At 69.6% G+C, this 25,674-nt stretch carries 25 protein-coding genes; 17 read left to right on the forward strand and 8 right to left on the reverse strand.

Annotation, left to right across the window (positions count from 1 at the left end; translation table 11 throughout):
• Positions 1-64 precede the first annotated feature (64 nt).
• Complete coding sequence (locus AB5J50_RS32570) at positions 65-1,342, forward strand: AAA family ATPase (protein ID WP_369261801.1); 1,278 nt, start codon at positions 65-67, stop codon at positions 1,340-1,342.
• A 104-nt stretch (positions 1,343-1,446) separates the two neighbouring features.
• Positions 1,447-2,688 (forward strand): VWA-like domain-containing protein, encoded by a 1,242-nt coding sequence (locus AB5J50_RS32575; RefSeq protein ID WP_369261803.1) that lies wholly within the window; start codon positions 1,447-1,449, stop codon positions 2,686-2,688.
• On the opposite strand, the gene AB5J50_RS32580 is transcribed toward AB5J50_RS32575, so the two are convergent.
• Complete coding sequence (locus tag AB5J50_RS32580; protein ID WP_369261805.1) at positions 2,678-3,424, reverse strand: class I SAM-dependent methyltransferase; 747 nt, start codon at positions 3,422-3,424, stop codon at positions 2,678-2,680. The genes AB5J50_RS32575 and AB5J50_RS32580 overlap by 11 nt on opposite strands.
• An 89-nt stretch (positions 3,425-3,513) precedes the next feature.
• Here AB5J50_RS32580 and AB5J50_RS32585 point away from each other — a divergent pair, with 89 nt between their 5' ends.
• The gene (locus AB5J50_RS32585; RefSeq protein WP_369261807.1) at positions 3,514-4,176 is read left to right on the forward strand and encodes an HAD family hydrolase; all 663 of its coding nucleotides are present in this window, start codon (positions 3,514-3,516) and stop codon (positions 4,174-4,176) included.
• A 212-nt stretch (positions 4,177-4,388) separates the two neighbouring features.
• Complete coding sequence (locus AB5J50_RS32590) at positions 4,389-4,775, forward strand: VOC family protein (protein WP_369261809.1); 387 nt, start codon at positions 4,389-4,391, stop codon at positions 4,773-4,775.
• A 7-nt stretch (positions 4,776-4,782) separates the two neighbouring features.
• Here the strand turns inward: AB5J50_RS32590 and AB5J50_RS32595 are convergent, their stop codons facing one another.
• Positions 4,783-5,820 carry an amidohydrolase family protein gene (locus tag AB5J50_RS32595; protein WP_369261811.1) on the reverse strand — a complete coding sequence of 346 codons (1,038 nt, stop codon included), beginning with the start codon at positions 5,818-5,820 and terminating at the stop codon, positions 4,783-4,785.
• Positions 5,821-5,924: 104 nt separating this feature from the next.
• Here AB5J50_RS32595 and AB5J50_RS32600 point away from each other — a divergent pair, with 104 nt between their 5' ends.
• The 5 genes from AB5J50_RS32600 to AB5J50_RS32620 all read left to right on the forward strand — a co-directional run bounded on the left by AB5J50_RS32600 (position 5,925) and on the right by AB5J50_RS32620 (position 9,014).
• Positions 5,925-6,428: a DinB family protein gene (locus tag AB5J50_RS32600; protein WP_369261813.1), complete on the forward strand. Its 504-nt coding sequence runs from the start codon at positions 5,925-5,927 to the stop codon at positions 6,426-6,428.
• A 21-nt stretch (positions 6,429-6,449) separates the two neighbouring features.
• Positions 6,450-6,824, forward strand: coding sequence for a VOC family protein (locus AB5J50_RS32605; RefSeq protein WP_369261815.1), 375 nt, complete (start codon positions 6,450-6,452; stop codon positions 6,822-6,824).
• Positions 6,824-7,303 carry a GNAT family N-acetyltransferase gene (locus AB5J50_RS32610; RefSeq protein ID WP_369261817.1) on the forward strand — a complete coding sequence of 160 codons (480 nt, stop codon included), beginning with the start codon at positions 6,824-6,826 and terminating at the stop codon, positions 7,301-7,303. Before AB5J50_RS32605 ends, AB5J50_RS32610 begins: the two co-directional genes overlap by 1 nt.
• Before the next feature lie 495 nt (positions 7,304-7,798).
• Positions 7,799-8,317 (forward strand): SigE family RNA polymerase sigma factor, encoded by a 519-nt coding sequence (locus tag AB5J50_RS32615; RefSeq protein ID WP_369261819.1) that lies wholly within the window; start codon positions 7,799-7,801, stop codon positions 8,315-8,317.
• Positions 8,310-9,014 (forward strand): hypothetical protein, encoded by a 705-nt coding sequence (locus AB5J50_RS32620; protein ID WP_369261821.1) that lies wholly within the window; start codon positions 8,310-8,312, stop codon positions 9,012-9,014. Before AB5J50_RS32615 ends, AB5J50_RS32620 begins: the two co-directional genes overlap by 8 nt.
• 165 nt (positions 9,015-9,179) lie before the next feature.
• On the opposite strand, the gene AB5J50_RS32625 is transcribed toward AB5J50_RS32620, so the two are convergent.
• From AB5J50_RS32625 to AB5J50_RS32645, 5 genes are all read right to left on the reverse strand, one after another.
• Positions 9,180-10,214: an ABC transporter ATP-binding protein gene (locus tag AB5J50_RS32625; protein WP_369261823.1), complete on the reverse strand. Its 1,035-nt coding sequence runs from the start codon at positions 10,212-10,214 to the stop codon at positions 9,180-9,182.
• A 26-nt stretch (positions 10,215-10,240) separates the two neighbouring features.
• Positions 10,241-11,278, reverse strand: coding sequence for an ABC transporter ATP-binding protein (locus AB5J50_RS32630; RefSeq protein WP_369261825.1), 1,038 nt, complete (start codon positions 11,276-11,278; stop codon positions 10,241-10,243).
• Positions 11,279-11,337: 59 nt separating this feature from the next.
• Positions 11,338-12,318 carry an ABC transporter permease gene (locus AB5J50_RS32635; protein WP_327431499.1) on the reverse strand — a complete coding sequence of 327 codons (981 nt, stop codon included), beginning with the start codon at positions 12,316-12,318 and terminating at the stop codon, positions 11,338-11,340.
• A gap of 103 nt (positions 12,319-12,421) precedes the next feature.
• Complete coding sequence (locus tag AB5J50_RS32640; protein ID WP_369261827.1) at positions 12,422-14,179, reverse strand: ABC transporter substrate-binding protein; 1,758 nt, start codon at positions 14,177-14,179, stop codon at positions 12,422-12,424.
• 81 nt (positions 14,180-14,260) lie between these two features.
• Complete coding sequence (locus AB5J50_RS32645) at positions 14,261-15,289, reverse strand: ABC transporter permease (protein ID WP_327431501.1); 1,029 nt, start codon at positions 15,287-15,289, stop codon at positions 14,261-14,263.
• Between the two features lie 448 nt (positions 15,290-15,737).
• On the opposite strand from AB5J50_RS32645, the gene AB5J50_RS32650 reads away from it, so the two are divergent.
• From AB5J50_RS32650 to AB5J50_RS32670, 5 genes are all read left to right on the forward strand, one after another.
• Complete coding sequence (locus AB5J50_RS32650) at positions 15,738-17,375, forward strand: ABC transporter substrate-binding protein (protein WP_369261829.1); 1,638 nt, start codon at positions 15,738-15,740, stop codon at positions 17,373-17,375.
• A 75-nt stretch (positions 17,376-17,450) separates the two neighbouring features.
• A complete protein-coding gene (locus AB5J50_RS32655) occupies positions 17,451-18,374 on the forward strand; it encodes an ABC transporter permease (RefSeq protein WP_327431503.1) in 924 nt (307 codons plus the stop codon).
• A 136-nt stretch (positions 18,375-18,510) separates the two neighbouring features.
• Positions 18,511-19,431 carry an ABC transporter permease gene (locus tag AB5J50_RS32660; protein WP_369265578.1) on the forward strand — a complete coding sequence of 307 codons (921 nt, stop codon included), beginning with the start codon at positions 18,511-18,513 and terminating at the stop codon, positions 19,429-19,431.
• A gap of 5 nt (positions 19,432-19,436) precedes the next feature.
• On the forward strand, positions 19,437-20,477 hold the full coding sequence (locus tag AB5J50_RS32665) for an ABC transporter ATP-binding protein (protein WP_369261831.1): 1,041 nt from the start codon (positions 19,437-19,439) through the stop codon (positions 20,475-20,477).
• The gene (locus AB5J50_RS32670; protein WP_327431505.1) at positions 20,470-21,531 is read left to right on the forward strand and encodes a dipeptide ABC transporter ATP-binding protein; all 1,062 of its coding nucleotides are present in this window, start codon (positions 20,470-20,472) and stop codon (positions 21,529-21,531) included. Before AB5J50_RS32665 ends, AB5J50_RS32670 begins: the two co-directional genes overlap by 8 nt.
• Before the next feature lie 153 nt (positions 21,532-21,684).
• On the opposite strand, the gene AB5J50_RS32675 is transcribed toward AB5J50_RS32670, so the two are convergent.
• Positions 21,685-23,814, reverse strand: a complete 2,130-nt coding sequence (locus AB5J50_RS32675) for a prolyl oligopeptidase family serine peptidase (protein WP_369261833.1) — start codon at positions 23,812-23,814, stop codon at positions 21,685-21,687.
• A gap of 186 nt (positions 23,815-24,000) precedes the next feature.
• On the opposite strand from AB5J50_RS32675, the gene AB5J50_RS32680 reads away from it, so the two are divergent.
• The 3 genes from AB5J50_RS32680 to AB5J50_RS32690 are packed head-to-tail and all read left to right on the forward strand — an operon-like array spanning position 24,001 to position 25,517.
• Positions 24,001-24,195, forward strand: coding sequence for a hypothetical protein (locus AB5J50_RS32680; protein ID WP_030038342.1), 195 nt, complete (start codon positions 24,001-24,003; stop codon positions 24,193-24,195).
• Positions 24,196-24,219: 24 nt separating this feature from the next.
• On the forward strand, positions 24,220-25,101 hold the full coding sequence (mshB, locus tag AB5J50_RS32685) for an N-acetyl-1-D-myo-inositol-2-amino-2-deoxy-alpha-D-glucopyranoside deacetylase (RefSeq protein WP_369261835.1): 882 nt from the start codon (positions 24,220-24,222) through the stop codon (positions 25,099-25,101).
• 23 nt (positions 25,102-25,124) lie between these two features.
• On the forward strand, positions 25,125-25,517 hold the full coding sequence (locus AB5J50_RS32690) for a DUF6113 family protein (protein ID WP_369265579.1): 393 nt from the start codon (positions 25,125-25,127) through the stop codon (positions 25,515-25,517).
• Positions 25,518-25,674: the final 157 nt, after the last annotated feature.

A 25,674-nucleotide genomic window follows, 5' to 3' on the forward strand; every position in this document is an offset into this window, starting at 1 on the left:
CCCGCACCCACTTGGCCATCCCCTGGGCCGACTTGGCCCACTACGAAACCAAAGGTGATGAAACATGCCCGCTTGCACCCCGTACGCCACTGCCGACACCCCCTCCGACCAGGTTCACGCCTCACAACTCGACGTCGCCGCCGAGTTGTTGACCCTGCTGCGCGATGCCACCACCGAACCGCGCCCCGACATCCAGCTGGAGGCCCTGACTCTGGCCGTGGCCGCCGACCTGCCCGTGCTTCTGTGGGGTGAGCCGGGGATCGGCAAGACCGCGGCCCTGACACAGCTCGCCGCGGCGCTGGACCTTCCGCTGACCACGGTGATCGCCAGTGTGCACGAGCCGTCCGACTTCTCCGGGCTGCCCATCGTCGGCGACGACCCCGCGGAACAGGGCGTCCCGATGGCCCCGCCGGACTGGGCCGTACGACTGGTGCGGGCCGGCCGGGGGCTGCTGTTCCTGGACGAGCTGTCCACCGCGCCACCGGCGGTTCAAGCCGCGCTGCTCCGCCTCGTGCTGGAGCGGCGGATCGGCGCCCTGCGACTGCCGCCGGGCGTCCGGATCGTGGCCGCCGCCAATCCGCGGTCCTCGGCGGCCGACGGCTGGGAGCTGAGCCCGCCGCTGGCCAACCGGTTCGTCCACCTCCAGTGGACCCACGACCACGACGTCGTCGTACGCGGCCTCGGCGGGACCTGGCCCCGGGCCACACTGCCGCGACTCGACCCGGCGAGGCTGCCGGAGGCCGTGGACTTCGCCCGTCGTGCCGTGTGCGGGCTCCTCACCGGCCGCCCCAAGCTGGTGCACCAACTGCCCAGCAGTGAGACGCGCCGGGGCGGCCCCTGGCCGTCACCCCGAAGCTGGGAGATGACCCTGAGCCTGATCGCCTTCGCGACCGCGGCCGGCTCCTCCCGGGAAGTGCTTTCCCTGCTGGTCAGGGGCACTGTGGGGGACGGTCCGGGGCTGGAACTGCTGGCAAGCCTCGACCGGATGGACCTCCCGGACCCGGAGACACTGCTCGCCGACCCGGCCGGTGCCGCCCTGCCCGAGCGGGGGGATCTGCGCCAGGCCGTGCTCGACGGGGTGGTGGCCGCGGTCCGGCGGCGCCCGGAGAAGTCCCGCTGGGACGCGGCCTGGGCACTCCTGGTCCGGGCGGTGGAGACCGGAGCCCCGGACCTGGTGGTCGTCCCCGCGACCACACTCGCCTCGCTGCGGCAGGAGGACTGGGACGTTCCGGCATCGATCGAGCGGCTCGCCGGAGCGGTGTCCGTGTCCCGGCGGGCGGACCAGGCGGCAGACCGAGTGGCGGCCCGCGCCGCCGCCGTCGCCGCGAAGGCCGGCCGATGACCGCGGACGTGCCGATGGCCGCGGATGCACCGATGGCCACAGGGACACCGATGACCCCGCACGCACCGGAGACCCCTCACGTACCGATGAGCCCGCACGCACCGATGACTCCGGACGCATCCCGACCACTGGACCTCGGCAAACTCTTCGCCGCCCGGCTTCAGGCCGCCCGTGCCCGGCCCTACTTGGCGACGGCGCTGTTCGCCCTGCACACCGTGGAGTCGCGGCGGGTGCCGACGATGGCCGTCGACCGGCATTGGCGTTGTTATGTCTCGCCGGGGTTCGTGGACCGGACGCCGGTGGAGGAACTCGCCGGCGTATGGGTGCACGAGGTGTCGCACCTGCTGCGCGACCACCACGGGCGCAGCGACCGGTTCGCGCGGCAGCACGGGCTGACCGGTCCGGCGGAACGGCTGCGGATGAACATCGCCGCGGATTGCGAGATCAACGACGACGTGTTCGGCGACGGGCTGGTCCGGCCCGAAGGCGCGGTCCAGCCGGGGTCCTTGGGGCTGCCCGCGGGGGAGCTCATGGAGGACTACCTGCGCCAGTTCCGGCTCGGGCCGCATACGCAGAGCCTCGCCTGGCTGGACTGCGGCAGCGGCGCCGACGGACTGGAACGGGAGTGGGACCTCGGACCGGACGGCGCGCACGGCCTCAGCGCGCAGGAGCGGGACGCCGTGCGGTTCCGGGTGGCCCAGGGCATCACCGCCCGTCCGGGGAGCACCCCGAAGGCGTGGCAGCGGTGGGCGGAGGACGCGTTCCACCCGCCGCAGCCGTGGCGGGAGTTGCTGGGAGCGGCGGTCCGCTCGGCGGCCTCAGGCCCCGGCGCTGGCGAGGACTACATCTACGGCCGCCCGTCGCGGCGCTCGGCCGGCGTACCCGGTGTCGTCCTGCCGAGCCTCCGCCGCAGGCCGCCCCGGGTCTCTGTCGTCATCGACACCTCCGGGTCGGTAAGTGACACGGAACTGGGCAGCGCGCTCCTGGAGGTCTCCGCGATCTCCCGTGCCGTGGGCGGCCGTCGCGACCTGATCACCGTGGTGCCGTGCGACGCGGCGGCCCGCATCGCGCACCCGCTGTGCCGTGCCGAGGGCATCCCCCTGCTGGGCGGCGGGGGTACGGATCTCCGCACGGGCTTCGCCAAAGCCCTTCGGGCGCGGCCCCGCCCCGACGTCATCGTGGTCCTGACCGACGGCCAGACACCCTGGCCGGAGACGCGGCCACCGTGCCGGACGGTGGTGGGTCTGTTCCCCCGGCGGCGGGAAGACCCGTCGGACGGCGAGGACGACCCCGACTACGAACCGGACACGCCGCCCCCGTGGGCACGCGTGGTGGTCATCGGGTGAGCTGCCGCTGGGCGACGGTGACGATTTCGGGGGCGGAGGGGGTGAGCGGCCCCCGCCCCCAGTCCCCGAACTGCTCCCGCACGACGAGCCCGGCCTCGCCGAGGAACCCGGACAGGGCATCCGCGCCCAGGAATCGCAGCGTGCTGCGACTGACCCGCGGTCGCTGCCACGCCGGGTGGTCGAAGGTCTCGGTGAACGTCACGCGGTCTCCGAGCACGGGCGACTCGACCTCGTGCCAGACGCGTACGACATCGCCGTGCGCGTCGGTCACTTCGCGCACGCGCTCCGGGGTCCAGGACTCCCAGGCGCGGGCGGCGGGGTTCCGCGTCTCGAAGACGAACCGCCCTTCGTCGCTGAGGGCGTCCCGCACGGAGGCGAGAGCCATGCGCAACTCCTCGTTCCCGACGAGCACTTGAAAAGCGTGCCCGGTCATCACGACGAGGTCGAACTCCCGCTGCCAGCGGGCACAGCCGAGATCCCCGAGCACCCACTCGACGCCGGCTTCCCGGCGCCGCGCCCGCACCAGCATGGCCGCGGCGGGATCCAGCCCGCACAGCCGCCCCTGGTGCCCGGCCTCCCGGGCCCGCCCCAACAGCCGCCCCGTACCGCACCCGACATCGAGCACGGAACGCGCGGACATCACCAGGTCCAGGTAGAAGTCGTCGCTCGGTCCCCATGGATTGAGGGCGTCGTACAGGGCGGCGAGCGGGACATCACTGAACGAACGGTCAGCCATCGCAGCAGTCTCTCAGTCCGGGGGCCCGCTCGAACCCATGATCGGGAAGGAATTCGGGAAGGAAACAACCAAGGTGAAGGGATGGGGAGTTGAGGAGCGACAACCTCGATGTCGGGACGGTGACGCCGGTGCTCTTCGACGTGGACGGCGTACTGATCGACACCGCGGACGCGCACGGCCGGGTCTGGCGGGCCTGGGCGCGGCTGCACGGCCTGGACCCCGATGCCGTCTGGCGGGCCACACAGGGCAGGCGCCGGACGGACACACTGCGCCGGGTCGCCCCGGATCTCGACCCCGTCGAGGAACACCGGGTGCTGGACCGGTTGATGGCCGCCGAGGAGCCCGGCTTCCGCGCCTTCGACGGCGCGGCCTCCCTGCTGCACGCCCTGCCACCGCACTTGTGGGCCGTCGTCACCTCCAGCCGCGCGACCCCCACGGCGGCCCGCCTCGCCCGTACGGGACTGCCCGTGCCTGAGGTGAGGGTGTGCGCCGAGGACGTCTCCGAGGGCAAGCCCTCGCCGGAGGGGTATCTCACGGCTGCCGCGCGGCTCGCCGTCGACCCGGCCCGGTGCGTGGTGGTCGAGGACTCGCCCGCGGGCATCGAGGCGGGCCTCGCGGCCGGCTGCACCGTGTACGCCGTGGCCTCCACGCACAGCCCCGCCGAACTCGCCCGCGCCCACGTCTGTTTCCCCTCGCTGAGCGAGGCGGCCCGTGAACTGACCCCCGCGCACCGGTCTTGGGCTCCGACCTAGACCCCGTTCGGTTCTGTGTCGGGTGCGGGTGGGTGGGGGTTGCTCGCGCAGTTCCCCGCGCCCCTGAAAGCATCGGTGCCGCCTGCCTTTCAGGGGCGCGGGGAACTGCGCGACCAGCCCCCACCGGTCCGCTGGCAAATGAACCACCCCCGTCTTCAGGGGGTCTGGGGGCGCAGCCCCCAGGAACGGGAACTCACGGAGGCCGCGAGGAAATGCTGCACCACATCGAGCTGTGGGTACCCGACTTGGGACGGGCGGTGGAGGCGTGGGGCTGGTTGCTGGAGGAGCTCGGGTACGCCCCGTACCAGGACTGGCCGGACGGCCGGAGCTGGCGTCTGGGGGAGACGTACCTGGTGGTCGAGCAGTCGCCTGCGCTGGTGGGAGAGCGTCATGACCGGCTGCGGCCCGGGCTCAATCATCTCGCCTTCCACATCGCGAGCCGCACGGAACTCGACGCGCTGGTCGAGGAGGCGCCGGCGTACGGCTGGACGCTGCTGTTCCCGGACCGGCATCCGTACGCGGGCGGGACCGAGCACTGCGCCGCGTATCTGGAGAACGCGGACGGGTTCGAGGTGGAGCTGGTGGCGAGGGACGAGTGACGCGAGGTCAGCGGACGATCCGGCCGCGCAGCACGATGCGCCGGGGGTGGCGCAGGGTGCCGGGCTCCAGGCGGGGGTCGGCGTCGTAGACCGTGATGTCGGCGAGGGCGCCCTCCGTCAGGGTGGGCAGGCCCAGGAAGGTGCGGGCGGTCCAGCTGGCGGCGCCGACCGCGGTCTCGGGCGGGAGCCCGGCCGCGATGAGGTGTTCGACCTCGGTGGCGACATTGCCGAACGGCGCGGAGTCCGTGCCGGCGAGGACGGTGACACCGGCGTCGTACGCCTCGCGGACGCGGCGGATCATCGTGCGGTGGCCCTCGTGCCAGAGCCGGCCCCGGGCGTTGTCTTTGATGCGGGGTGCGCTGCGGGCGAAGGCGGTGAGGGTGGGAACGTACGACGTCCCGTGCGCGGCCATCAGCCCCACGCTCTCCTCCGGCATGCCCATCCCGTGCTCGATCGAGTCGACGCCGGCGCGCGCCGCGCCCAGCACACCCTCCGCCGACTGGCAGTGCGCGGCGACCCGCCCACCCGCCGCGTGCACGCCGTCGACGACCGCGCGCAGCAGCTCGCAGGGCACCGGCGCCGCCTCGAAGTCCCAGTCGCCCAGGAGCTTGCACCACCCGTCGTGGGCCTTCGCCTCCGCCACCGCCAGGGCGACGAGGTCATCGGTCACCGTGTGGAACCCGGCGCTCTTCGAGAGCCCCGCCCAGGCCAGCCAGCGCCCCGCCGTGATCATGCGCGGAGAGTCCGGCGCGTCCCGCAGCGCTGCGGGTACCTCGCCCAGCAGCCCGGGGAAGCGCAGGGCCGTGGTCCCCGCGTCGCGGTGGGCGGCGATCTGCTCGGCGAAGACGTCCGGGTCGAAGACGAGGGAGTCGCCGGCGGCCCCCGGGTGCGTGTGTACGTCGACCAGGCCCGGGAGTAGGAAACCGCCGTCGGCGACGGTGGCGGCGGGGGCGGCGGGGCGCTGGAAGGTGATCCGGTCGCCGAGTGTCCAGAGGTCGCGTACGACGCCGTCGGGCAGGACGGTGCCGCGCAGGTGGAGGGCCATGGAGGGAGAGTCTGACTCTCCCGCGCGGGCGTCGACAACCCCGTACGGAAGGCGGGTTCTTAATCGCTCGACATCGAACGGACGGCCGGGGATGCTTCACCCCGATGACTCGAACCGACACGCCTTCCGCCTGGGACGAACGCACCCAGCTGACCACCTTCCTCGACTACGCCCGCGCCACGGCGCGCGCCAAGTGCGAGGGCGTCTCCCCGGAGGATGCCCGCAAGGCCCCGCTGCCGGGCTCCCCGCTGATGACCCTCTGCGGACTGATCAGCCACCTCCGCTGGGTCGAATACTCGTGGTTCCAGGTGGTGTTCCTCGGTGAGAAGGACGAGGGGCCCTGGACGGACGAGGACCCCGACCGCGAGATGCGTATCGCCGTCGACATCCCGCTGGCCGACCTCCTGTCCGAGTACGAGGAACAGGCCGCCCGCTACCGCGAGTTGGTCGCTGAGCACTCCCTGGACGACAAGGCCGAGCGCCCCATCCGCGACGGCCGCCATGTCGACCTGCGCTGGATCCTGCTCCACCTCATCGAGGAGACGGCCCGCCACAACGGCCACCTCGACATCCTGCGCGAACTGGCCGACGGCCGGACCGGGGCCTAGAACATGGGAGAACAAGGGCCGTTGAACCCCACCATCCGCACCCTCACCTTCGACTGCACCGGCGACCCGTACGATCTCGGGCTGTTCTGGAGCGAGTTGCTCGGCCGGCCGCTCGCCGACGACGACAAGCCCGGTGACCCGGAAGCGGTGATCGTGGACCCGTCCGGCGGGCCGACCCTCCTCTTCGTGCACGTCCCGGAGGAGAAGGCGGCCAAGAACCGCGTCCACCTCGACCTCCAGCCGCACGGACGCACCCGCGCGGCCGAGGTCGAGCGGGCGCTCGGGCTCGGGGCCCGGCAGATCGCGGACCACACGCGTCCGGACGGTGGCGGGTGGGTCGTCCTGGCGGACCCGGAAGGCAATGAATTCTGCGTGGAGCGCGGGGAGTTGGGTTAGTGGCGGCCGGTCTGCGCCTGGAGAGGGTGACGCCGGACAACGTCGACGCGGCCATCGCGCTGAAGGTGCGGCCGGAGCAGGAACGGTTCGTGTCCCCGGTGGTGAAGTCACTGGCCGAGGCCTATGTGCACCCCGAGACCGCCTGGCCCCGCCTGATCTTCGACGGCGAGGAACTCGTCGGGTTCGTGATGGCCTTCTTCGACATCCGCTTCGACCCCGACAACCCCGACGACCGCCCCCGCTCCGGCCTCTGGCGACTCAACATCGCCGACGGCCGGCAGGGGTGCGGCTACGGCCGGTTCGCCGTCGAGGCCGTCTGCGAGGAGATCCGCAGGCGCGGCAGCCAGTCCCGGGTCACCGTGACCTGGGGCGAGGGCGAGGGCGGACCCGAGGAGTTCTATCTGCGGCTCGGGTTCCGGCGTACGGGGGAGATGAGCGGGGATCAGGTGGTGGGGGAGCTGGACTTGGACCGGGCCTGAAGATGAAAGGGGCCTCGTAGTCCTCGCCCACCCGTGAGGCGGCTTCGATCGGCCGCCGCGTAGTCGAGGTCGACCGTCGCGAAGGGTGGGGCGCCGTAAGGCAGTTGATTGGCGGGGGCGTCGGGCCTTCAGACGCGCCGTTCGTTCCCTGCCTTTCCGTAACGACGGAAGTCGCCGGTCTCCACCGTCCACGGGCCGAACAGCACGGCGTTGCCGTCCATACCTTGAGGGTAGCGAGACGAGCGCCCGCTCTCTGTTGCCAAGGCGGAGGCCTTGCCATGAGCGATCGGCAGACATGTGCCACCAGCGGCCCCGATCATGCCCGCTCACAGCCCCTCGGATCCGGCACGGATCCGCCCATCGCTGATCCGGGCCGCTGCGGCAGGGCGGGAAACAGGTTGGGGATCTCTCGTAACATCGCGGCCGGCCCGAGCGTGTCCTAGGCAGCAGCAAGTGGGCAGCACGGGAACGTGCCTGACGGACGGGGGAACGGGGATGCCGGCGCAGCCGGAGGAATTCGACGTGTTCTACGCCGCCACCGCCAAACGCCTGGTCGCCCTGGTCTACGCGATGACCGGAGACCTGGGCGAGGCGGAGGACGCGGTGCAGGAGGCGTATGTACGCGCATGGCAGCGCTGGGACCGCCTCACGCGTGAGGGGGACCCGCTGCCGTGGGTCCGCACGGTGGCGATGCGGCTCGCGATCAGCACCTGGCGGCGCACCCGGGGACGGCTGCGCGCGCACTTCCGGCACGGCCCGCAGACGGACGTGCCGGAACTCTCCGGCGACCGGGTGGCGTTGGTGGCCGCCCTGCGGGAGCTGACCCCCGACCAGCGGCAGGCGGTCGTGCTCCACCATCTCCTCGATCTGCCGGTGGAGCAGGTCGCCCGGGAGACCGGCGCCTCCAACGGCGCCGTCCGCACCCGGCTCAGCCGGGCCCGCAGGATCCTCGGCGAACGGCTCGCCGAGGTCGATCCCACATTCACCGGCGAGGGGGTGGCCAGCCATGGCTGAGGTCGAGGAACTGCTGGATGAGATCACGGTACGGATGCCCTCCGGGGCCCAGCTGCGTGCCAGGGGCGACCGGCGGCTCGCCCGGCGGCGGGCGACCGCCGTGGCCGCGGCGGTCGTCGCGGTGGCGGGCGCGGTGACCTGGGCGGTGCTGCCGGGCAACGGTCCGGCGGAGGAGACCCGGCCGGCGAAGGCGCCCACAGCGACCGCCTCACCGTCGTCCGAGCTGGGCGACACGCCGTACAAGAAGAACGGCGTGGTGGACCTGCTGGCCGCCAAGAAGCTGCCGCTGTACGGGCAATGGCACTGGCAGCGGGACGACGAGTCGGACGATGCCCTGTCCATGGGCTCGCTGGGCGACTGCGCGGCGGTGGAGCAGGTCCTCAAGACGTCGAGCGGACCCTGGCGCTACAGCACCGCCTACCACGGGGACCGCGGGGCCAGGGCGGGCCACGACTACACCGAGTACGACGCCGGGCAGGACGGCACCGCCGCACTCGCCACCGCCCTCTCCAGCCTGCGCGAGGCCGCCTCCGGTTGCGGCGCGACCTCGCACGTGACGACCACGGGCGCCGGGGGCCGGACCGTCGACACCTACACGGGCACCGGCGAGAACAACCGCCAACTGCGGATCGTCGTCGAACACGGCCCCCGCTGGCTCTCGGTGGTCGAGGAGTACGGCGGCGCGCCGCGCGCCTGATGCCGGCCGTGGACAGACGAAGGCCCGTGCGTCCCGAAGGGTGCACGGGCCTTCCTTCCCCGGGAGCCGGGATCGTCATATGGCTCGGGTCAATGGGCCGACGTTTCCGGTCCCGTGCGGCGGCGCCCCGACGAATTGGGGTGTGTCAGGGCGTCGCCGGGGGTCCTACAGAGACTTGCGGGCCGCAGGTACCGCCAGGTCCGCCGTGGTCTCCGGGTAGTGGCAGGCCGTCAGATGGCCGTCCTTGTTGCCCTCGACCTGGACCAGCGGCGGAGCCTCCGTCGCGCACTTCTCCGTCGCCTTCCAGCAGCGGGTGCGGAAGCGGCAGCCCGACGGCGGGTTGAGCGGGGAGGGCACGTCGCCGGTGAGGAGGATGCGCTCGCGGGCCGGAACGTCGTCCGCCGTGGCCTCGGGGACGGCGGACAGCAGCGCGCGCGTGTAGGGGTGGCGCGGGTTCTCGTACAGGTCCTCGCGGTCGGCGATCTCCACGATCTTGCCGAGGTACATGACCGCCACGCGCTGCGAGAAGTGGCGGACGATGGCGAGGTCGTGGGCGATGAAGACGAACGCGATGCCCAGGTCCCGCTGGAGGTCCTGGAGGAGGTTCACGACCTGGGCCTGGATCGAGACGTCCAGCGCCGAGACCGGCTCGTCCGCCACGATCAGCTTCGGCGAGAGCGCCAACGCCCTTGCCACGCCGATGCGCTGGCGCTGACCGCCGGAGAACTCGTGCGGGAAGCGGTTGTAGTGCTCGGGGTTGAGGCCGACCGTCTCCAGGAGTTCGCGTACGCGGTTCTCCTGGCCGCCGGGCGGGTTGATCCCGTTGATCTCCATCGGGCCCGAGATGATCTTGCCGACCGTCTGACGCGGGTTCAGCGACGCGTACGGGTCCTGGAAGATCATCTGGATCTCGGAGCGGATCGGCGCCAGCTGCTTGCGGCCCGCGTGCGTGATGTCCTGGCCGCGGTAGCTGATCTTGCCGCCGGTGGGCTCCAGGAGGCGCGTGATCAGCCGGCCCGTCGTCGACTTGCCGCAGCCGGACTCGCCGACCAGACCCAGGCTCTCGCCCTCGGCGACCTGGAAGTCGAGGCCGTCCACGGCCTGGACCGCACCGATCTTCCGCTTGAAGGGGAAGCCTCCCATCACCGGGAAGTGCTTGGTCAGTCCGGTGACGTCCAGGAGGGGGTTCGTGTTGCTCATGATCGTGAAATCCCGTCTCAGTTACGTCAGTGCGACCGGGTCGCGGCGTAGTCGGCGAAGAACTCGTGGCGCTGGTCCGCCGTGAGGTGACAGGCGGCACCGCGCCCGTCCGTGATCGTCAGCAGCGGCTGCTCGGTGGAGCAGAGACCGCCCTCGATCTTCTCCGTGAAGGTGCACCGCGGGTGGAAGCGGCAGCCGGTCGGCGGGTTCAGCAGCGACGGAGGAGAACCGGGGATCGGGTTCAGCGGTACGTCCACCGGACCGTCCAGGCTCGGCATCGAGCCCAGCAGACCCCAGGTGTACGGGTGCTGCGGCTCGCGCAGCACCTCCTTCTTGGTGCCGCGCTCCACGCACCGGCCGCCGTACATCACCAGCACGTCGTCCGCGATGTCGGCGATGACACCCAGGTCGTGGGTGATGAAGATGATCGCCGTGCCGAACTCCTGCTGGAGGTCCTTCAGCAGGTCCATGATCTGGGCCTGCACCGTCACGTCGAGCGCCGTCGTCGGCTCGTCCGCGATCAGCAGCTCCGGGTCGCAGACCAGCGCCATCGCGATCATCGCGCGCTGGCGCATACCGCCGGAGAACTGGTGCGGGTAGTCGTCCACACGGACGTCCGGCTGCGGGATGCCGACGCGCTTGAGCATCTCGATCGCCCGCTCCCGGGCCTCCTTCTTGGAGGCGCCGGTGTGCTTGCGGTACGTCTCACCGATCTGCTTGCCGATGGTGTGGTACGGCGACAGCGAGGCCAGCGCGTCCTGGAAGATCATCGACATCTTGTTGCCGCGCAGCTGCTCCAGCTCCCGCTCGGAGGCGGTCAGCAGCTCCTTGCCGTCGAGCAGGATCTCGCCGTCGATGGCGGTGCGGTCGCGGTCGTGCAGGCCGAGGATCGTCAGGTTCGTGACGGACTTGCCCGAGCCCGACTCGCCCACGATGCCGAGCGTCTTGCCCTTGGCCAGGTCGAAGGTGAGACCGTCGACGGCCTTGACGACGCCGTCTTCGGTGGAGAAGTGGACCTTCAGATCCCTGACGGACAGGAAGGGCTGCTGATCGGTGCTCGTCACGGGGACGCTCCTGAGGGGGGTGATGCCGGGGGTAGCTGTCGGGGGCGGGGTGCCCGGGGTCAGGCGAGCCGGATCCGCGGGTCGATGAGGGCGTAGACGGCGTCGACGGCGATGTTGGCGAGCACGATCGCGCCGGCCGACAGGACGGTGACGCCGAGCAGCATGGGCAGGTCGCTCTTGACCACGGAGTCCACCGCGAGGCGGCCGACGCCCTGCATGCTGAAGGTCGACTCGGTGATGATCGCGCCGCCGACCAGGGTGCCCAGGTCGATGCCGAAGACCGTGACGATCGGGCCCATCGCACCGCGCCAGGCGAACCGGAAGAAGACGTTCGCACGGGACAGGCCCTTGGCGCGGGCGGTGCGGACGTAGTCCTCGCTGAGCTGCTCGACCAGCTGGGAGCGCGTCATACGGGTGTAGTTGGCGGTGAAGATGATCGCCAGGGTCAGCCAGGGCAGCAGCAGCCCGGAGAACCAGGCGACCGGGTCCTCGGTGAGCGGCGTGTACGACGGCTGCGCGAACAGGCCCAGCTTCGAGACGAAGAAGAACATCGCGATGTAGCCGACGAAGTAGATCTGCAGCGAGGAGCCGAACAGCGAGGCCGAGCTGGCGAACTTGTCCAGGAACTTGCCCTGCTTGAGGGCGGCCAGCATGCCCGCGCCGACGCCGAAGATCAGGAAGACGACGGCCGCGCCGAGGGCGAGCGAGAGGGTCGTCGGCAGGCGGTCCAGGATCGTGCCGAGAACGGGCTCGCGGTTGGCGAAGGAGTAGCCGAGGCAGGGGGCGTTGCAGTTCCCGAAGCTCCCGTAGTCGCGTCCGACGAAGACACCCTTGAGCCAGTCCCAGTACTGCACCGGGATCGGGTGGTCGATGCCCAGGTTGTGCCGGATCTGCGCGAGCATGTCGGGCGTGCAGTTCTTGCCGCAGGACATCATCGCCGGGTCACGCGGGATGGCGTAGAAGAGCCAGAAGGTGATGGCGCTGATGATCAGCAGGATGACCAGTGCGCCGAGGACTCGGCGAATGAGGAAGCGGGACATGGGGGGCGTGACTTTCCGGACGGGGCGCCGTCGCCGGGGGCGTGAAAGGAGGAGGAGCCGGAGGGGGCGGCCGGGCGAACGGCCGCCCCCAGGGTCGTACGGCTTAGCTCATCGCGTAGAGCTTGCAGAGCGCGACGCAGGTGTTGCCGCTGTCGTAGATGACGTTTCCGACCTTGGATCCGTACATCCAGTTGCGGATGGAGTGGTAGTCCGGGACCACGGCGGCGGTCTCCATGATCTGGCGGTCGATGTTGCCCCAGGCCTTGTTGGCCGCGGCGACGTCCGTGATCTTGGCGGCCGCGTCGATCGCCTTGTTGATCGTCGGGTCGTTCAGCTGGGCGTAGTTGCTGCGGCCGTCGCCGATGTTCTTGCCGCTCCAGCACGGGAAGAAGACCGAGTAACCGTTCGGCCAGTCCGGGCTCCAGCCGGCGGCGAACAGGTCGTAGTCGTTGTCGATCTTGCCGATCTGGGTGTAGAAGGTCGACTTGTCGACCTGCTTGTTGACGACCGTGAAGCCGGCCGCCTCCAGAGCGTTCTTGATCGCGACGGCCTGCTTCTGCGCGTTGTCCGAGGCCTGGTAGGCGATGACCAGCTTCTGGCCCTCCTTGCCGGCTTCCTTCAGCAGGGCCTTGGCCTTGGCCGCGTCGCCGCCGGGCTTCGTGGTCACGCCGTACAGGTCGAACTTCTGGTAGCCCGGGGTCACCGGCGAGAGGATGGTGGAGGCCAGCTCGCTGGTGGAGGCGCCGCCGCGGATCGTCTGCAGCTGCTGGTGCGGCCAGGCCCAGTTGATGGCCTGACGGACCTTGACGTCCGTGATGCGGGTCGTGTTGATCGGCCAGTAGTAGGTGACCGTGTCGACCTCGGTGAGCACGCGCTTCTTGAGCTTGGCGTTGGTCAGGACCGAGGCGATGCGCTCCGGGGCGACCTCGTTGAAGATCGACATCGCGTACTGGTCGTTGCCCGAGTCCGCGACGTAGCGGTCGGTCGAGGCCAGCGGCTCGAAGCCGAACTGGAAGACGTACTTGTCCGGGTAGTTGTTGCGGATCGAGTCGGTCTTCGGGTCCCAGTGCTCGTTGCGCACGTAGGTGAGCGACTTGCCGATGCTGCGGGCGCCGATCTTGTACGGGCCGCAGGAGAAGGGCTTCTTGTCGTACTTCTCCTTGGTGTCGTGCTTCTTGTTCACCAGGGAGTAAGCACGCATGGCCAGCGTGAAGTTGAAGTCGGTGCGCGCCTCGGTGAGGCTGAACGTGATGGTCTTGCCGTCGACCGCGATGGAGTCCAGGGACTTGCCGTCGTAAGGGCCCTTGTACTTGTCGCCGCCGACCAGCCACTGCTGGACGTAGCGGGGACCCTCGGTGACGAAGGTGGCGAAGAGGCGCTCGAAGGTGTGGCGCAGGTCGGCCTCGGAGATGTCCGTGCCGTCCTCCCACTTCAGACCGTCCTTCAGGGTGAAGGTCCAGGTCTTGCCGCCGTCCTTCATCGTGCCCGCGTCCGTGGCCGCGTCGCCGACCAGGGTGGCGCCGCCCTTGTCGTCGATCTTGTAGCCGGTGAGGCCACGCAGGATCGGGACGGTGATGGCGCCCTCGGTGGAGACGTAGATCTGCGCCGGGTCCAGGTGGTCCATGTCGAACTGGTCGAGCGAGTAGATCGTCCCGCCCTTGACCGCTCCCGTGACCTCCGGCGCCGGGCCGGTCGAGTCGGCCTTGGTGCCGACCGGGATCTCCTGGGTCTTGGAGCCGCTGACCTTGGGGACCTTGCGGGTCGACTTGTTGTCGCTGCCGCCGCCACAGGCGGTCAGGAGGGACGACGAGGCCGCGACCACGCCGGTCGCGATCAGGAAGTTTCTACGGGAGAAAGACATGGATAAGCCTGCCTTATATGGACGATCGGGACGGATGAAGCCGGCCGGACGACATTGAACTGGCCGGGTGGAACGGGGTGGCTACCGCTTGGACTTCGGGTCGAGCGCGTCGCGCACCGAGTCGCCGAGCAGGTTGAAGGCGAGGACGAAGATCACCATCGAGAGGCCCGGGAAGAGCATGAAGGTGAGGTCCTCGGTGTAGAACTGCGCGCCGCGCTGGATCATGACGCCCCAGTCCGGGGTCGGGTCGATGATGCCGACGCCGAGGAAGGACAGACCCGCTTCCGCGGTCACGTAGGCCGGCAGCATGAGAGTGGACTGGATGATGATCGGTGTCCACAGGTTGGGCAGCAGTTCCTTGAACACGATGCGCCGCGGGGAGGCGCCGGTGACCTTGGCCGCCTCGATGTACTCCCGCTCACGCAGACCGAGTACCTGGCCGCGCAGCAGTCGGGCGATGGAGGCCCAGCCGAAGGCGGAGAGGACGAGGATCAGGGAGACGGCCCGCAGAGAAGTGGGGATGTTGTCGTCAGGGGCGACGAACAGCCCGTACACCACCGGCATGAAGGCGATGAAGAACAGCGTGGACGGGAACGACAGGACGATGTCGATGATCCGGCCGACGAAATAGTCGGTCTTGCCGCCCAGGTAGCCCGCGGTGATGCCGATGATCACGCCGACGACGGTGGTCAGCAGGGTGGCGGCCACGGCGAGGCCCAGTGAGGTCCGGATGCCGTACAGCAGGTACGTGAAGACGTCCCGGCCCAGCTGCGGCTCGATGCCGAACCAGAACTCCGAGCTCATCCCGCCGTTCGGACCCGAGGGGTAGGAGAAGGCGTCGAGGAGTTCCGGCCGCTGGCTCGCGTACGTGGTGTACGGGTCCTTGCCGTACAGCTTCGATATCAGCGGGGCGCAGATCGCGATCGCGAAGAAGAAGATCACGATATAGGCCGATATGACGCCCGTGCGGTCGCGTTTGAACCGCTTCCAGGCGAGTCGTCCAGGGGAGCGACTCTCCGAGCCCTTGGGGGTGGAAGACGGAGCCGAGGTTTTCTCGGTCTCGTCGGTCACCTCAAGCGGGGCGGCCGCGGAAGGAGTAGGGGGGGTCATGGTGCTCCAGGCCCGAAGGACGTCAAGGGCTCCGCAGGGCGCTCCCTACGGGCTACGCCGGACTTTTTCAACGCAATTCATTCAAGGTCAATAAATTCTCGACCCCCTTGGGTTTCTCTTTACCTTCTTTGCCTGGACTTGACCTTAGCGTAACTACGCGTGTAGCGCACTGTGGCCGTTCCGTGTCCAGAATCGGGCCAACTGCGCTAAACGGGCAAGGAGTTCGATAAGCGGACGCCGGAGTCTCGGAATGCGTACATCTGGTGCACGAAATCCAACGGTTCCGCATCGAACGACGAAGATCCATTGCGCTGATCATCCGGAGTGGCCGCGTCCGGATGCATCCGAGTGGTGCCGTCACCCGGAAGGGTGGGGTGAATGTGCGATGCGCCCTGTATGCGCCGATATTGGGCGCTAAAGGCACAGCGCAATCTTGAGGAGGCACTCCATGCGTGGAGCCACGCACGCCAGATGGGCCGCATGCGCGGCGGCAGTAGCCCTCGCGGCAACCGCCTGCGGGGGCGGAGGGGGCGGCGGCGGTGGTGGTGGCAACGGCTCCGGGGTGCTCACTTCCTCCTGGGGCGACCCGCAGAACCCGCTGGAGCCGGCCAACACCAATGAGGTGCAGGGCGGCAAGGTCCTCGACATGATCTTCCGCGGTCTGAAGCGGTACGACGCCAAGACCGGCGCGGCCGAGAACATGCTGGCCGACAAGATCGACACCTCGGACTCGCAGAACTTCACCATCACCGTCAAGGACGGCTGGAAGTTCAGCAACGGCGAGGCCGTCACCGCGAAGTCCTTCGTCGACGCGTGGAACTACGGGGCCAGCCTCAAGAACAACCAGAAGAACGCGTACTTCTTCGGGTACATCGAGGGCTACGACAAGGTCCACCCGGAGGACGGCAGCCAGCAGACCGCCGACACCCTCTCCGGGCTCGCGGTGACCGGCACGAACACCTTCACCGTCAAGCTCAACCAGAAGTTCTCGACGTTCCCCGACACCCTCGGCTACGTGGCCTACGCGCCGCTGCCCGCCGCGTTCTTCGACGACCACGCGGCCTGGGTCAAGAAGCCCGTCGGCAACGGCCCGTACACCATCGACACCTACACCAAGGGCTCGGGGATGTCCCTCAAGAAGTGGGACGGCTACCCCGGCGACGACAAGGCCCAGAACGGCGGCGTGACCCTCAAGGTCTACACCGACAACAACACCGCCTACACCGACCTGCTGGCCGGCAACCTCGACCTCGTCGACGACGTGCCCGCCTCTCAGCTGAAGAACGTGAAGAGCGACCTCGGCGGTCGCTACATCAATACACCGGCCGGGATCATCCAGACGCTGGCTTTCCCGTTCTATGACGAGAAGTGGGACACCAGCGGGGCGGTGAAGGTCCGCCAGGGCCTGTCCATGGCGATCAACCGCGCGCAGATCACCGACACGATCTTCCAGAAGACCCGCACCCCGGCCACCGACTGGACCTCACCGGTGCTCGGTACGGACGGCGGCTTCCAGGACGGGCTGTGCGGCGACTCCTGCGAGTACAACCCGACCCAGGCCAAGAAGCTGATCGAGGAGGGCGGCGGTCTGCCCGGCGGACAGATCAAGATCTCGTACAACGCGGACACCGGCTCCCACAAGGAGTGGATCGACGCCGTCTGCAACTCCATCAACAACGCGCTCGGCAACGACAAGGCCTGCGTCGGCAACCCGATCGGCACCTTCGCCGACTTCCGCAACCAGATCGGCCAGCACAAGATGCCCGGCCCGTTCCGGGCCGGCTGGCAGATGGACTACCCGCTGATCCAGAACTTCCTGCAGCCGCTCTACTACACGAACGCCTCCTCCAACGACGGCAAGTGGTCCAACAAGGACTTCGACAACCTCGTCGACCAGGCGAACGCGGAGACCGACACGGCCAAGGCCATCAAGCTCTTCCAGCAGGCCGAAGGGGTCGTCCGGGACAACATGGCCGCCATCCCGCTCTGGTACCAGAACGGCAGCGCCGGCTACTCGGAGAACATCTCCAACGTGGCGCTCAACCAGTTCAGCGTCCCCGTCTACAACGAGATCAAGGTCAGCTGAACCGTCCACGGGGCGAGCGCGCTTCTTTCGAGACGAACCCCGGCGCTCGCCCCGTACTACCTCCGGAGCCCCCTCATGGGACGGTACGTAATCCGGCGTCTGCTGCAGATGATCCCGGTCTTCATCGGCGCCACACTGCTGATCTTCCTGATGGTGAACGTGATGGGCGACCCCATCGCGGGCCTGTGCGGCGACAAGCAGTGCGACCCCGCGACGGCCGCCCAGCTGCGCAAGGAGTTCGGCCTCGACAAGCCCGTGTGGCAGCAGTACCTCACCTACCTGGGCCACATCTTCACCGGCGACTTCGGCACCGCCTTCAACGGGCAGCCGGTCACCGAGCTGATGGCCTCCGCCTTCCCGGTCACCATCCGGCTGACGATCGTCGCGATCCTCTTCGAGATCGTCATCGGCATCACGCTCGGCGTCATCACCGGCCTGCGCCGCGGCCGGCCGGTCGACACGGGCGTGCTGCTGCTCACCCTGGTCGTCATCTCGGTGCCGATCTTCGTCACCGGTCTGCTGCTCCAGCTGGTGCTCGGCGTCAAATGGCACTGGATCGACCCCTCGGTCTCCGGGGATGCCACGTTCGGCGAACTGATCGTGCCGGGCCTGGTGCTGGCCTCGGTCTCCCTCGCCTACGTGACCCGGCTGACCCGGACCTCCATCGCGGAGAACAAGCGGTCCGACTACGTCCGTACCGCCATCGCCAAGGGCCTGCCCCGGCGCCGGGTGATCACCAAGCATCTGCTGCGCAACTCGCTGATCCCCGTGGTCACCTTCATCGGCACCGACATCGGCGCGCTGATGGGCGGCGCGATCGTCACCGAGCGGATCTTCAACATCCACGGCGTCGGCTTCCAGCTCTACCAGGGGATCCTCCGGCAGAACACCCAGACCGTGGTCGGCTTCGTGACCATCCTCGTCCTCGTCTTCCTGGTCGCCAACCTGCTCGTCGACCTCCTCTACGCCGTACTCGACCCGAGGATCCGCTATGCCTGAGCAGCCGCCGTACGAGCCGGACGGGCCTGGGGGGCCTGGGGGGCCTGGGGGATCCCGTGGTCCTGGGGTGCCTGAGAGGCCGGTGGGGCCTCCCCCGGACGACCTCGCCATCGCGCCGACCGGCTTTGGGGGCACCATGGACCTCGGCACCAGCGAGGCCGAGACCCTGGAGAAGACCCCCGGCGGACCGGAAGGCACGGGTCCGCAGGAGAAGCCGCGATCGCTCTGGTCCGACGCCTGGCGCGACCTGCGCCGCAACCCCGTCTTCATCCTCTCCGGGCTCGTCATTCTCTTCCTGGTCGTCATCTCCCTCTGGCCCTCCCTGATCGCCTCCGGGAACCCGCTCCAGTGCGACCTCGCCAAGGCCCAGGAGGGCTCGCAGCCCGGACACCCCTTCGGCTTCGACGGCCAGGGCTGCGACGTCTACACGCGGACGGTGTACGGAACCCGCGTCTCGATCAGCGTCGGCGTCTGCGCCACCCTCGGTGTCGCGATCCTCGGCTCGGTGCTCGGCATGCTCGCCGGGTTCTTCGGCGGGCTGGGGGACTCGTTCCTGTCCCGCATCACCGACATCTTCTTCGCGATCCCCGTGGTCCTCGGCGGTCTGGTCCTCCTCTCCGTGGTGACCAGCAATACGATCTGGCCGGTCATCGGGTTCATGGTGCTGCTCGGCTGGCCGCAGATCTCCCGCATCGCGCGCGGCTCCGTCATCACCACCAAGCAGAACGACTACGTCCAGGCCGCCCGCGCCCTCGGCGCCTCCAACTCCCGGCTGATGCTGCGGCACATCACGCCCAACGCCGTCGCGCCGGTCATCGTCGTCGCCACCATCGCGCTCGGCACGTACATCTCGCTGGAGGCGACGCTCTCCTACCTCGGCGTCGGCCTGAAGCCCCCGACGGTCAGCTGGGGCATCGACATCTCCTCGGCCTCCGCCTACATCCGCAACGCCCCGCACATGCTGCTGTGGCCCGCCGGCGCCCTCGCGATCACCGTCCTGGCGTTCATCATGCTCGGCGACGCGGTGCGCGACGCCCTCGACCCGAAGCTGAGGTGACCGCGGTGCTGCTCGAAGTGCGCGATCTGCACGTGGAGTTCCGGACCCGGGACGGGGTCGCCAAGGCCGTCAACGGCGTCAACTACAGCGTGGACGAGGGCGAGACGCTCGCCGTGCTCGGCGAGTCCGGTTCCGGCAAGTCGGTGACCGCGCAGGCCGTGATGGGCATCCTCGACATGCCGCCCGGCAGGATCACCGGCGGCGAGATCCTCTTCCAGGGCAAGGACCTGCTGAAGCTCAAGGAGGACGAGCGGCGCAAGGTGCGCGGCGCCGAGATGGCGATGATCTTCCAGGACGCGCTGTCCTCCCTGAACCCCGTGCTCAGCGTCGGCGACCAGCTCGGCGAGATGTTCACCGCGCACCGCGGGATGTCGAGGAAGGACGCCCGGGCCAAGGCGATCGAGCTGATGGACCGGGTACGGATCCCGGCCGCCGCCGACCGGGTGCGCGACTATCCGCACCAGTTCTCCGGCGGGATGCGCCAGCGCATCATGATCGCCATGGCGCTGGCGCTCGAACCCGCGCTGATCATCGCCGACGAACCGACCACCGCGCTCGACGTCACCGTCCAGGCCCAGGTCATGGACCTCCTCGCCGAGTTGCAGCGCGAGCTCCACATGGGGCTCATCCTCATCACCCACGACCTCGGCGTGGTCGCGGACGTCGCCGACCACATCGCGGTGATGTACGCGGGCAGGATCATCGAGTCGGCGCCGGTCCACGACATCTACAAGGCCCCGGCGCACCCCTATACCAAGGGGCTCCTGGAGTCGATCCCGCGGCTCGATCAGAAGGGCAAGGAGCTCTACGCGATCAAGGGCCTGCCACCGAACCTGATGCACATCCCGCCGGGCTGCGCCTTCAACCCGCGCTGCCCGATGGCCCAGGACATCTGCCGGAGCGAGGTGCCGCCGCTCGCGGAGGTGGACGGTCCGGAAGGGGTCCGCAGGAGCGCCTGCTTCTTCTGGAGGGAGACGCTCGATGCCGCGAGCGACCGGGGCGCCGGTGACGGGGGCGCGAACGCGGGGGGAGAGTCCGATGCCTGAGACGATTCTCGAGGTCAGTGGCCTGTTCAAGTACTACCCCCTCACCCAGGGCATCCTCTTCAAGAAGCAGATCGGCGCGGTCAAGGCCGTCGACGGCGTCGACTTCCACCTCGACCGCGGTGAGACCCTCGGCATCGTCGGCGAGTCCGGCTGCGGCAAGTCCACGGTCGCCAAGATGCTGGTCAACCTGGAGAAGCCGACCGCCGGGACGATCAAGTACAAGGGCGAGGACATCACCCGGCTGTCCGCCAAGGCCCTCAAGGCGGTACGCCGCAACATCCAGATGGTCTTCCAGGACCCGTACACCTCGCTCAACCCGCGCATGACCGTCGGCGACATCATCGGGGAGCCGTACGAGATCCATTCCGAGGTCGCGCCCAAGGGCGACCGCCGGCGGAAGGTCCAGGACCTGCTCGACGTGGTCGGGCTCAACCCGGAGTACATCAACCGCTACCCGCACCAGTTCTCCGGCGGCCAGCGCCAGCGCATCGGCATCGCGCGCGGGCTGGCGCTGCGCCCCGAGATCATCGTCGCCGACGAACCGGTCTCCGCGCTCGACGTCTCCGTGCAGGCCCAGGTGATCAACCTGCTGGACCGGCTCCAGGACGAGTTCGACCTGAGTTTCGTCTTCATCGCGCACGACCTGTCGATCGTGCGGCACATCTCCGACCGGGTCGGCGTGATGTACCTCGGGCGGATCGTGGAGACCGGCAAGGACGCCGAGATCTACGACCACCCGACGCACCCCTACACCCAGGCGCTGCTCTCCGCCGTGCCCGTGCCCGACCCGGAGGCCAGGGAGCACCGGGAGCGGATCATCCTCACCGGCGATGTGCCCTCTCCGGCGAACATCCCCTCCGGATGCCGCTTCCGCACCCGCTGCTGGAAGGCGCAGGAGCGGTGCACGCTGGAGGTGCCGCTGCTCGCGGTGCCCGCGGAATTCCGGCTCAGCGAGGGCCCGGCCGCGCACGACTCGGCCTGTCACTTCGCGGAGGAGAAGCAGGTGGTGCCGCCGGAGGAGCCACCAGACGATCATGTTGACGGGGTGAAATAGCCGTACATATGTGCACCAACTGCGTTAACACGCAGGCAACTTAGCCGACCCGATCTCGATATACGGACGCGTCAATCTGAACAACGTACGGCCGTGCGGGTGCCGTAAACGGACCGGGGCGCGCCATGTCGCCCCGGTCCGTTGCCGTTCCGGCTACGCCAGGCCCAGCGACCGCTTCAGGAAGTCCACCTGGAGCAGCAGCAGGTTCTCGGCGACCTGCTCCTGCGGGGTCATGTGCGTGACACCGGACAGCGGCAGCACCTCGTGCGGGCGGCCCGCGGCCAGCAGCGCCGAGGAGAGCCGCAGGGCGTGCGCCACCACCACGTTGTCGTCGGCGAGGCCGTGCACGATCATCAGCGGCCGGTGCGGCTCGGCGGGCGCGGAGAGCCCGTCGTCGGTGATCAGTGAACTCCTGGCGTACGTCGCCGGGGCCGCCGCCGGGTCACCGAGGTACCGCTCCGTGTAGTGGGTGTCGTACAGCCGCCAGTCCGCGACCGGGGCGCCCGCGATGCCCGCGTGGAAGACGTCGGGGCGGCGCAGCACGGCGAGCCCCGCGAGCCAGCCGCCGTAGGACCAGCCGCGGATCGCCACCCGGGAGAGGTCCAGCGGGAAGGTCCCGGCGAGGCCGTGCAGCGCGTCGACCTGGTCGTCGAGGGAGAGCGTGAAGTCGTCGCGGACCGCCTTCTCCCAGGCGGGGGAGCGGCCGGGGGTGCCCCGTCCGTCGGCGACGATCACCGCGAAGCCCTGGTCGGCGAACCACTGCGAGGTGAGGTGCGCGTTGTGCGCGGCCAGCACCCGGGGGCCGTGCGGACCGCCGTAGGGGTCCATGAGGACCGGTAGGGGATTGTCGCCGTCGTAGTCAGTAGGCATAAGCACGGCGCATGGGATTTTCCGTGCGCCCCCCTGCGTGAGCGTCACGCGCGGGGACAAACCGGGATGTTCGGCGTACGACAGTACAGTCGCCGCCCGCTTCCCCTCGCGCAGCACCTGCACCTGGGCGCCCGGCTGGTCGAGCACCGACGAGACGAGCACGGTCACGCCTCCGGCGCGCACCGCCGAGTGCACGCCGGGCTCGTGCGAGACGCGCTCCATGCCGAGCTCGTTGACGCGGTACACATGCACCTCGCCGGTCTCCGGGGTCGCCGCGGCCTCGCCGGCCGACGCCGCGATCAGCACATCGTCGTCCGAGACGTCGAGCACCGCGCGCACATGCAACTGCGGCCCCGTCAGCGGGCGTTCACCGAAGGCGAGCACCCGGGCGCCGCCCTCGTCGGCGATCCGCACGAGCTGCCCGCCGGGGCTCCAGCACGGCACGCCGGCGAAAAGATCCAGCCATTGTGGATCTTCGTCCGCGTGCACCATCCGGGTCGTCCCGGTGTCCGGGTTCACCGCCAGGAACAGCTGGCTGCGCTGGTCCCGCGCCTGCACCAGAATCAGCGGAGCACCCGCCGCTGACCAGTGCACATGCGCCAGATACGGGTAGCGCGCGCGGTCCCACACGACCTCCGTGCGCACCCCGTCGAGGGCGATGACGAAGAGCCGTACGTCCGCGTTGGCGCTGCCCGCCACCGGGTACGCGACCCGCTGCGGATCGCTCTCCGGACGCGCCGGATCGGAGATCCACCAACGCTGTACGGGCGTGTCGTCGACCCGCGCGACGAGCAGCCGGTCGCTCTCCGGCGACCACCAGAAGCCGCGCGAACGCCCCATCTCCTCGGCCGCGATGAACTCAGCCAATCCATAGGAAACCGACGCCGGATCCGCCGCGGGCTCCGGCTCCGCGAGCGCCCGGTCGTCCCCGCCCTCGGCGCCGACGACCCGCAGGGCGCCCCCGGCGACGTACGCGACGAGCCGTCCGTCGGGCGAGGGGCGCGGGTCGATCACCGGTCCGGGGACGCGGAGTTCACGTGCCGTGCCGGCCCGCAGCTCCGCCGTGAAAAGCCGCCCTGACAAGGCAAAAGAGGCCAACTCGACCGCCGTGTCGGTGGCGTAGCCGACGATCCCGGCACCGCCCTCGCGGCTGCGCTCGCGGCGCGCCCGCTCCTCCGGTGGCAGATGCTCGGTGGCGCCGCCGAGCAGCGCCGCCGGGTCGGCCGCGACGCGCTCCGCGCCCTGAGCCACATCGAGAACCCACAGCTGATGGGCGCGGTCCGTACCGGAGCCGGACCGCAGGAACACGACTCGGGAACCGTCGGGAGACACGGTGAACGCACGCGGCGCGCCGGAGGTGAACCGCTGCGTGCGGGCGTACCGGCGCGGGAAGGAGAGGGGCTCGGTCGTCATGCCCCGACCATATTGGCCATGCGCCCCCTTGTGCGGCCGTGCGCCGATCGATGCGCGCGTACGGATAGTTATGATCACTAGCGCTGCGTGGGTATCAACCTGCTGGCTGTTGTATGGATTTACCGACCCGTGTCCAACCCCCCATACCGGACCCCAAGTCCCTGGGACCTTTGGAGGTGAGCCGCCGTGGCACTCTCGATTTCGGCGGTGGTGCTGCTGGCGATCATCGTCTTTCTCCTGATCAAGAAGTCAGGACTGAAGGGCGGGCACGCGGTCGTGTGTGTCCTGTTGGGCTTCTATCTCGCCTCCTCGACGGTCGCTCCCACCATCAGCGAGCTGACCACCAACATCGCGGGGATGATCGGCAGCATCAAGTTCTGAGCGGCGGCCTCGTAGGGTGGTTCCATGACGGAACTGCCCGACCGGCGTCTGCTCCTGGTGCACGCGCACCCGGACGACGAGTCGATCAACAACGGCGCGACCATGGCCAAGTACGCGGCCGAGGGCGCCCATGTGACGCTGGTGACCTGCACCCTCGGCGAGGAGGGCGAGGTCATCCCGCCCGAGCTCGCGCATCTGGAGCCCCACCGCGAGGGCGGGCTCGGCCCGTACCGGACCGGTGAGCTGAGCGCCGCCATGAAGGAGCTGGGCGTCACCGACCACCGGTTCCTCGGCGGGCCCGGGCGCTACCGCGACTCCGGGATGATGGGCCTGGAGCAGAACCACCGCGCGGGCGCCTTCTGGGCCGCCGACGTCGACGCGGCCGCCGCGGACCTCGTGGCGGTGATCCGCGAGGTGCGCCCCCAGGTCCTCGTCACCTACGACCCCGACGGCGGCTACGGCCACCCCGACCACATCCAGGCCCACCGCGTCGCCATGCGCGCCGCCGAGCTGGCCGCCGAAGCGGGGCAGCCGATCGCCAAGATCTACTGGAACCGGGTGCCGCGCACGGTCGCCGAGGAAGCGTTCGCGCGCCTGTGCGAGGCCCTTCCCGACCTGCCCTTCGGCGAAGCCGCCGCCATCGACGACGTACCCGGCGTGGTCGACGAGTCGGTCATCACCACCGAGATCGACGGCACCGCGTACGCCGCCGCCAAGGCGGCCGCGATGCGCGCGCACGCCACGCAGATCGAGGTGGCCGAGCCGTACTTCGCGCTCTCGAACGAGCTCGCGCAGCCGATCTTCACCACCGAGTACTACGAGTTGGTACGCGGGGACCGAGGCCAGAGCGGCGAGCGCGGCGGGGCGGCGCCCGAGACGGACCTGTTCGAAGGGGTGTCCCTGTGACGAGCAACAACGGCGGCGGGAGCATGCTCGCCCAGCCCCTGACCCGGCCCTCGGGCGGGCGGATCGCCGCCTACCTGGGACTCTTCGTACTCGGCGTGGTGGTCGGGGCCGCCGGGGCGCTGGTGCAATCCGGCTGGTTCCCGGGCGGGTTGCTGCTCGCGCTCGCGGGTGCGGCCGGGCTCTTCCTGGGCGGTTCGCGGGCGACCGGCACCCGGGCCGGGGCCGTCGCGCCCGCGGCCGGCTGGATGGTCGCCGTCGTGCTGCTCACCGCCAGCCGCCCGGAGGGAGACTTCCTCTTCGGCGCGGGACTCGTCTCCTACCTCTTCCTGCTCGGCGGGATGGCAGTTGCTGTGATGTGCGCCACCCTTGGGCAGGGGCGGCAACCGGACCGTTCCGACGTCCGACTTGGCAAGTGACGTACCACTTCGCCGTATCCAACAGGTGCGGGTCCCGTGGGGGTTTCCTTCCCGGGCGAGGTTTGCGCGCCGGACATGGCCAGTATGGTGGTGCGCGCCGCCGAGCTGCCCGAGATGAGGTCGAGTAAACGGGCGGCGGAGCCAACCGGGAGAACCT

This window comes from Streptomyces sp. R35, from assembly GCF_041053035.1.
Lineage (GTDB): Bacteria > Actinomycetota > Actinomycetes > Streptomycetales > Streptomycetaceae > Streptomyces > Streptomyces lutosisoli.

Bases quoted from the DNA above. Each gene is read 5' to 3' on its own strand.
- AB5J50_RS32660 (WP_369265578.1), top strand. From the start codon at position 18,511: ATGGACCTCGGCACCAGCGAGGCCGAGACCCTGGAGAAGACCCCCGGC.
- AB5J50_RS32615 (WP_369261819.1), top strand. From the start codon at position 7,799: ATGCCGGCGCAGCCGGAGGAATTCGACGTGTTCTACGCCGCCACCGCC.
- AB5J50_RS32620 (WP_369261821.1), top strand. From the start codon at position 8,310: ATGGCTGAGGTCGAGGAACTGCTGGATGAGATCACGGTACGGATGCCC.
- AB5J50_RS32650 (WP_369261829.1), top strand. From the start codon at position 15,738: ATGCGTGGAGCCACGCACGCCAGATGGGCCGCATGCGCGGCGGCAGTA.
- AB5J50_RS32635 (WP_327431499.1), bottom strand. From the start codon at position 12,318: ATGTCCCGCTTCCTCATTCGCCGAGTCCTCGGCGCACTGGTCATCCTG.
- AB5J50_RS32580 (WP_369261805.1), bottom strand. From the start codon at position 3,424: ATGGCTGACCGTTCGTTCAGTGATGTCCCGCTCGCCGCCCTGTACGAC.
- mshB (WP_369261835.1), top strand. From the start codon at position 24,220: ATGACGGAACTGCCCGACCGGCGTCTGCTCCTGGTGCACGCGCACCCG.
- AB5J50_RS32575 (WP_369261803.1), top strand. From the start codon at position 1,447: ATGACTCCGGACGCATCCCGACCACTGGACCTCGGCAAACTCTTCGCC.
- AB5J50_RS32655 (WP_327431503.1), top strand. From the start codon at position 17,451: ATGGGACGGTACGTAATCCGGCGTCTGCTGCAGATGATCCCGGTCTTC.
- AB5J50_RS32570 (WP_369261801.1), top strand. From the start codon at position 65: ATGCCCGCTTGCACCCCGTACGCCACTGCCGACACCCCCTCCGACCAG.
- AB5J50_RS32670 (WP_327431505.1), top strand. From the start codon at position 20,470: ATGCCTGAGACGATTCTCGAGGTCAGTGGCCTGTTCAAGTACTACCCC.
- AB5J50_RS32595 (WP_369261811.1), bottom strand. From the start codon at position 5,820: ATGGCCCTCCACCTGCGCGGCACCGTCCTGCCCGACGGCGTCGTACGC.
- AB5J50_RS32645 (WP_327431501.1), bottom strand. From the start codon at position 15,289: ATGACCCCCCCTACTCCTTCCGCGGCCGCCCCGCTTGAGGTGACCGAC.
- AB5J50_RS32690 (WP_369265579.1), top strand. From the start codon at position 25,125: ATGCTCGCCCAGCCCCTGACCCGGCCCTCGGGCGGGCGGATCGCCGCC.
- AB5J50_RS32625 (WP_369261823.1), bottom strand. From the start codon at position 10,214: ATGAGCAACACGAACCCCCTCCTGGACGTCACCGGACTGACCAAGCAC.
- AB5J50_RS32590 (WP_369261809.1), top strand. From the start codon at position 4,389: ATGCTGCACCACATCGAGCTGTGGGTACCCGACTTGGGACGGGCGGTG.
- AB5J50_RS32640 (WP_369261827.1), bottom strand. From the start codon at position 14,179: ATGTCTTTCTCCCGTAGAAACTTCCTGATCGCGACCGGCGTGGTCGCG.
- AB5J50_RS32600 (WP_369261813.1), top strand. From the start codon at position 5,925: ATGACTCGAACCGACACGCCTTCCGCCTGGGACGAACGCACCCAGCTG.
- AB5J50_RS32675 (WP_369261833.1), bottom strand. From the start codon at position 23,814: ATGACGACCGAGCCCCTCTCCTTCCCGCGCCGGTACGCCCGCACGCAG.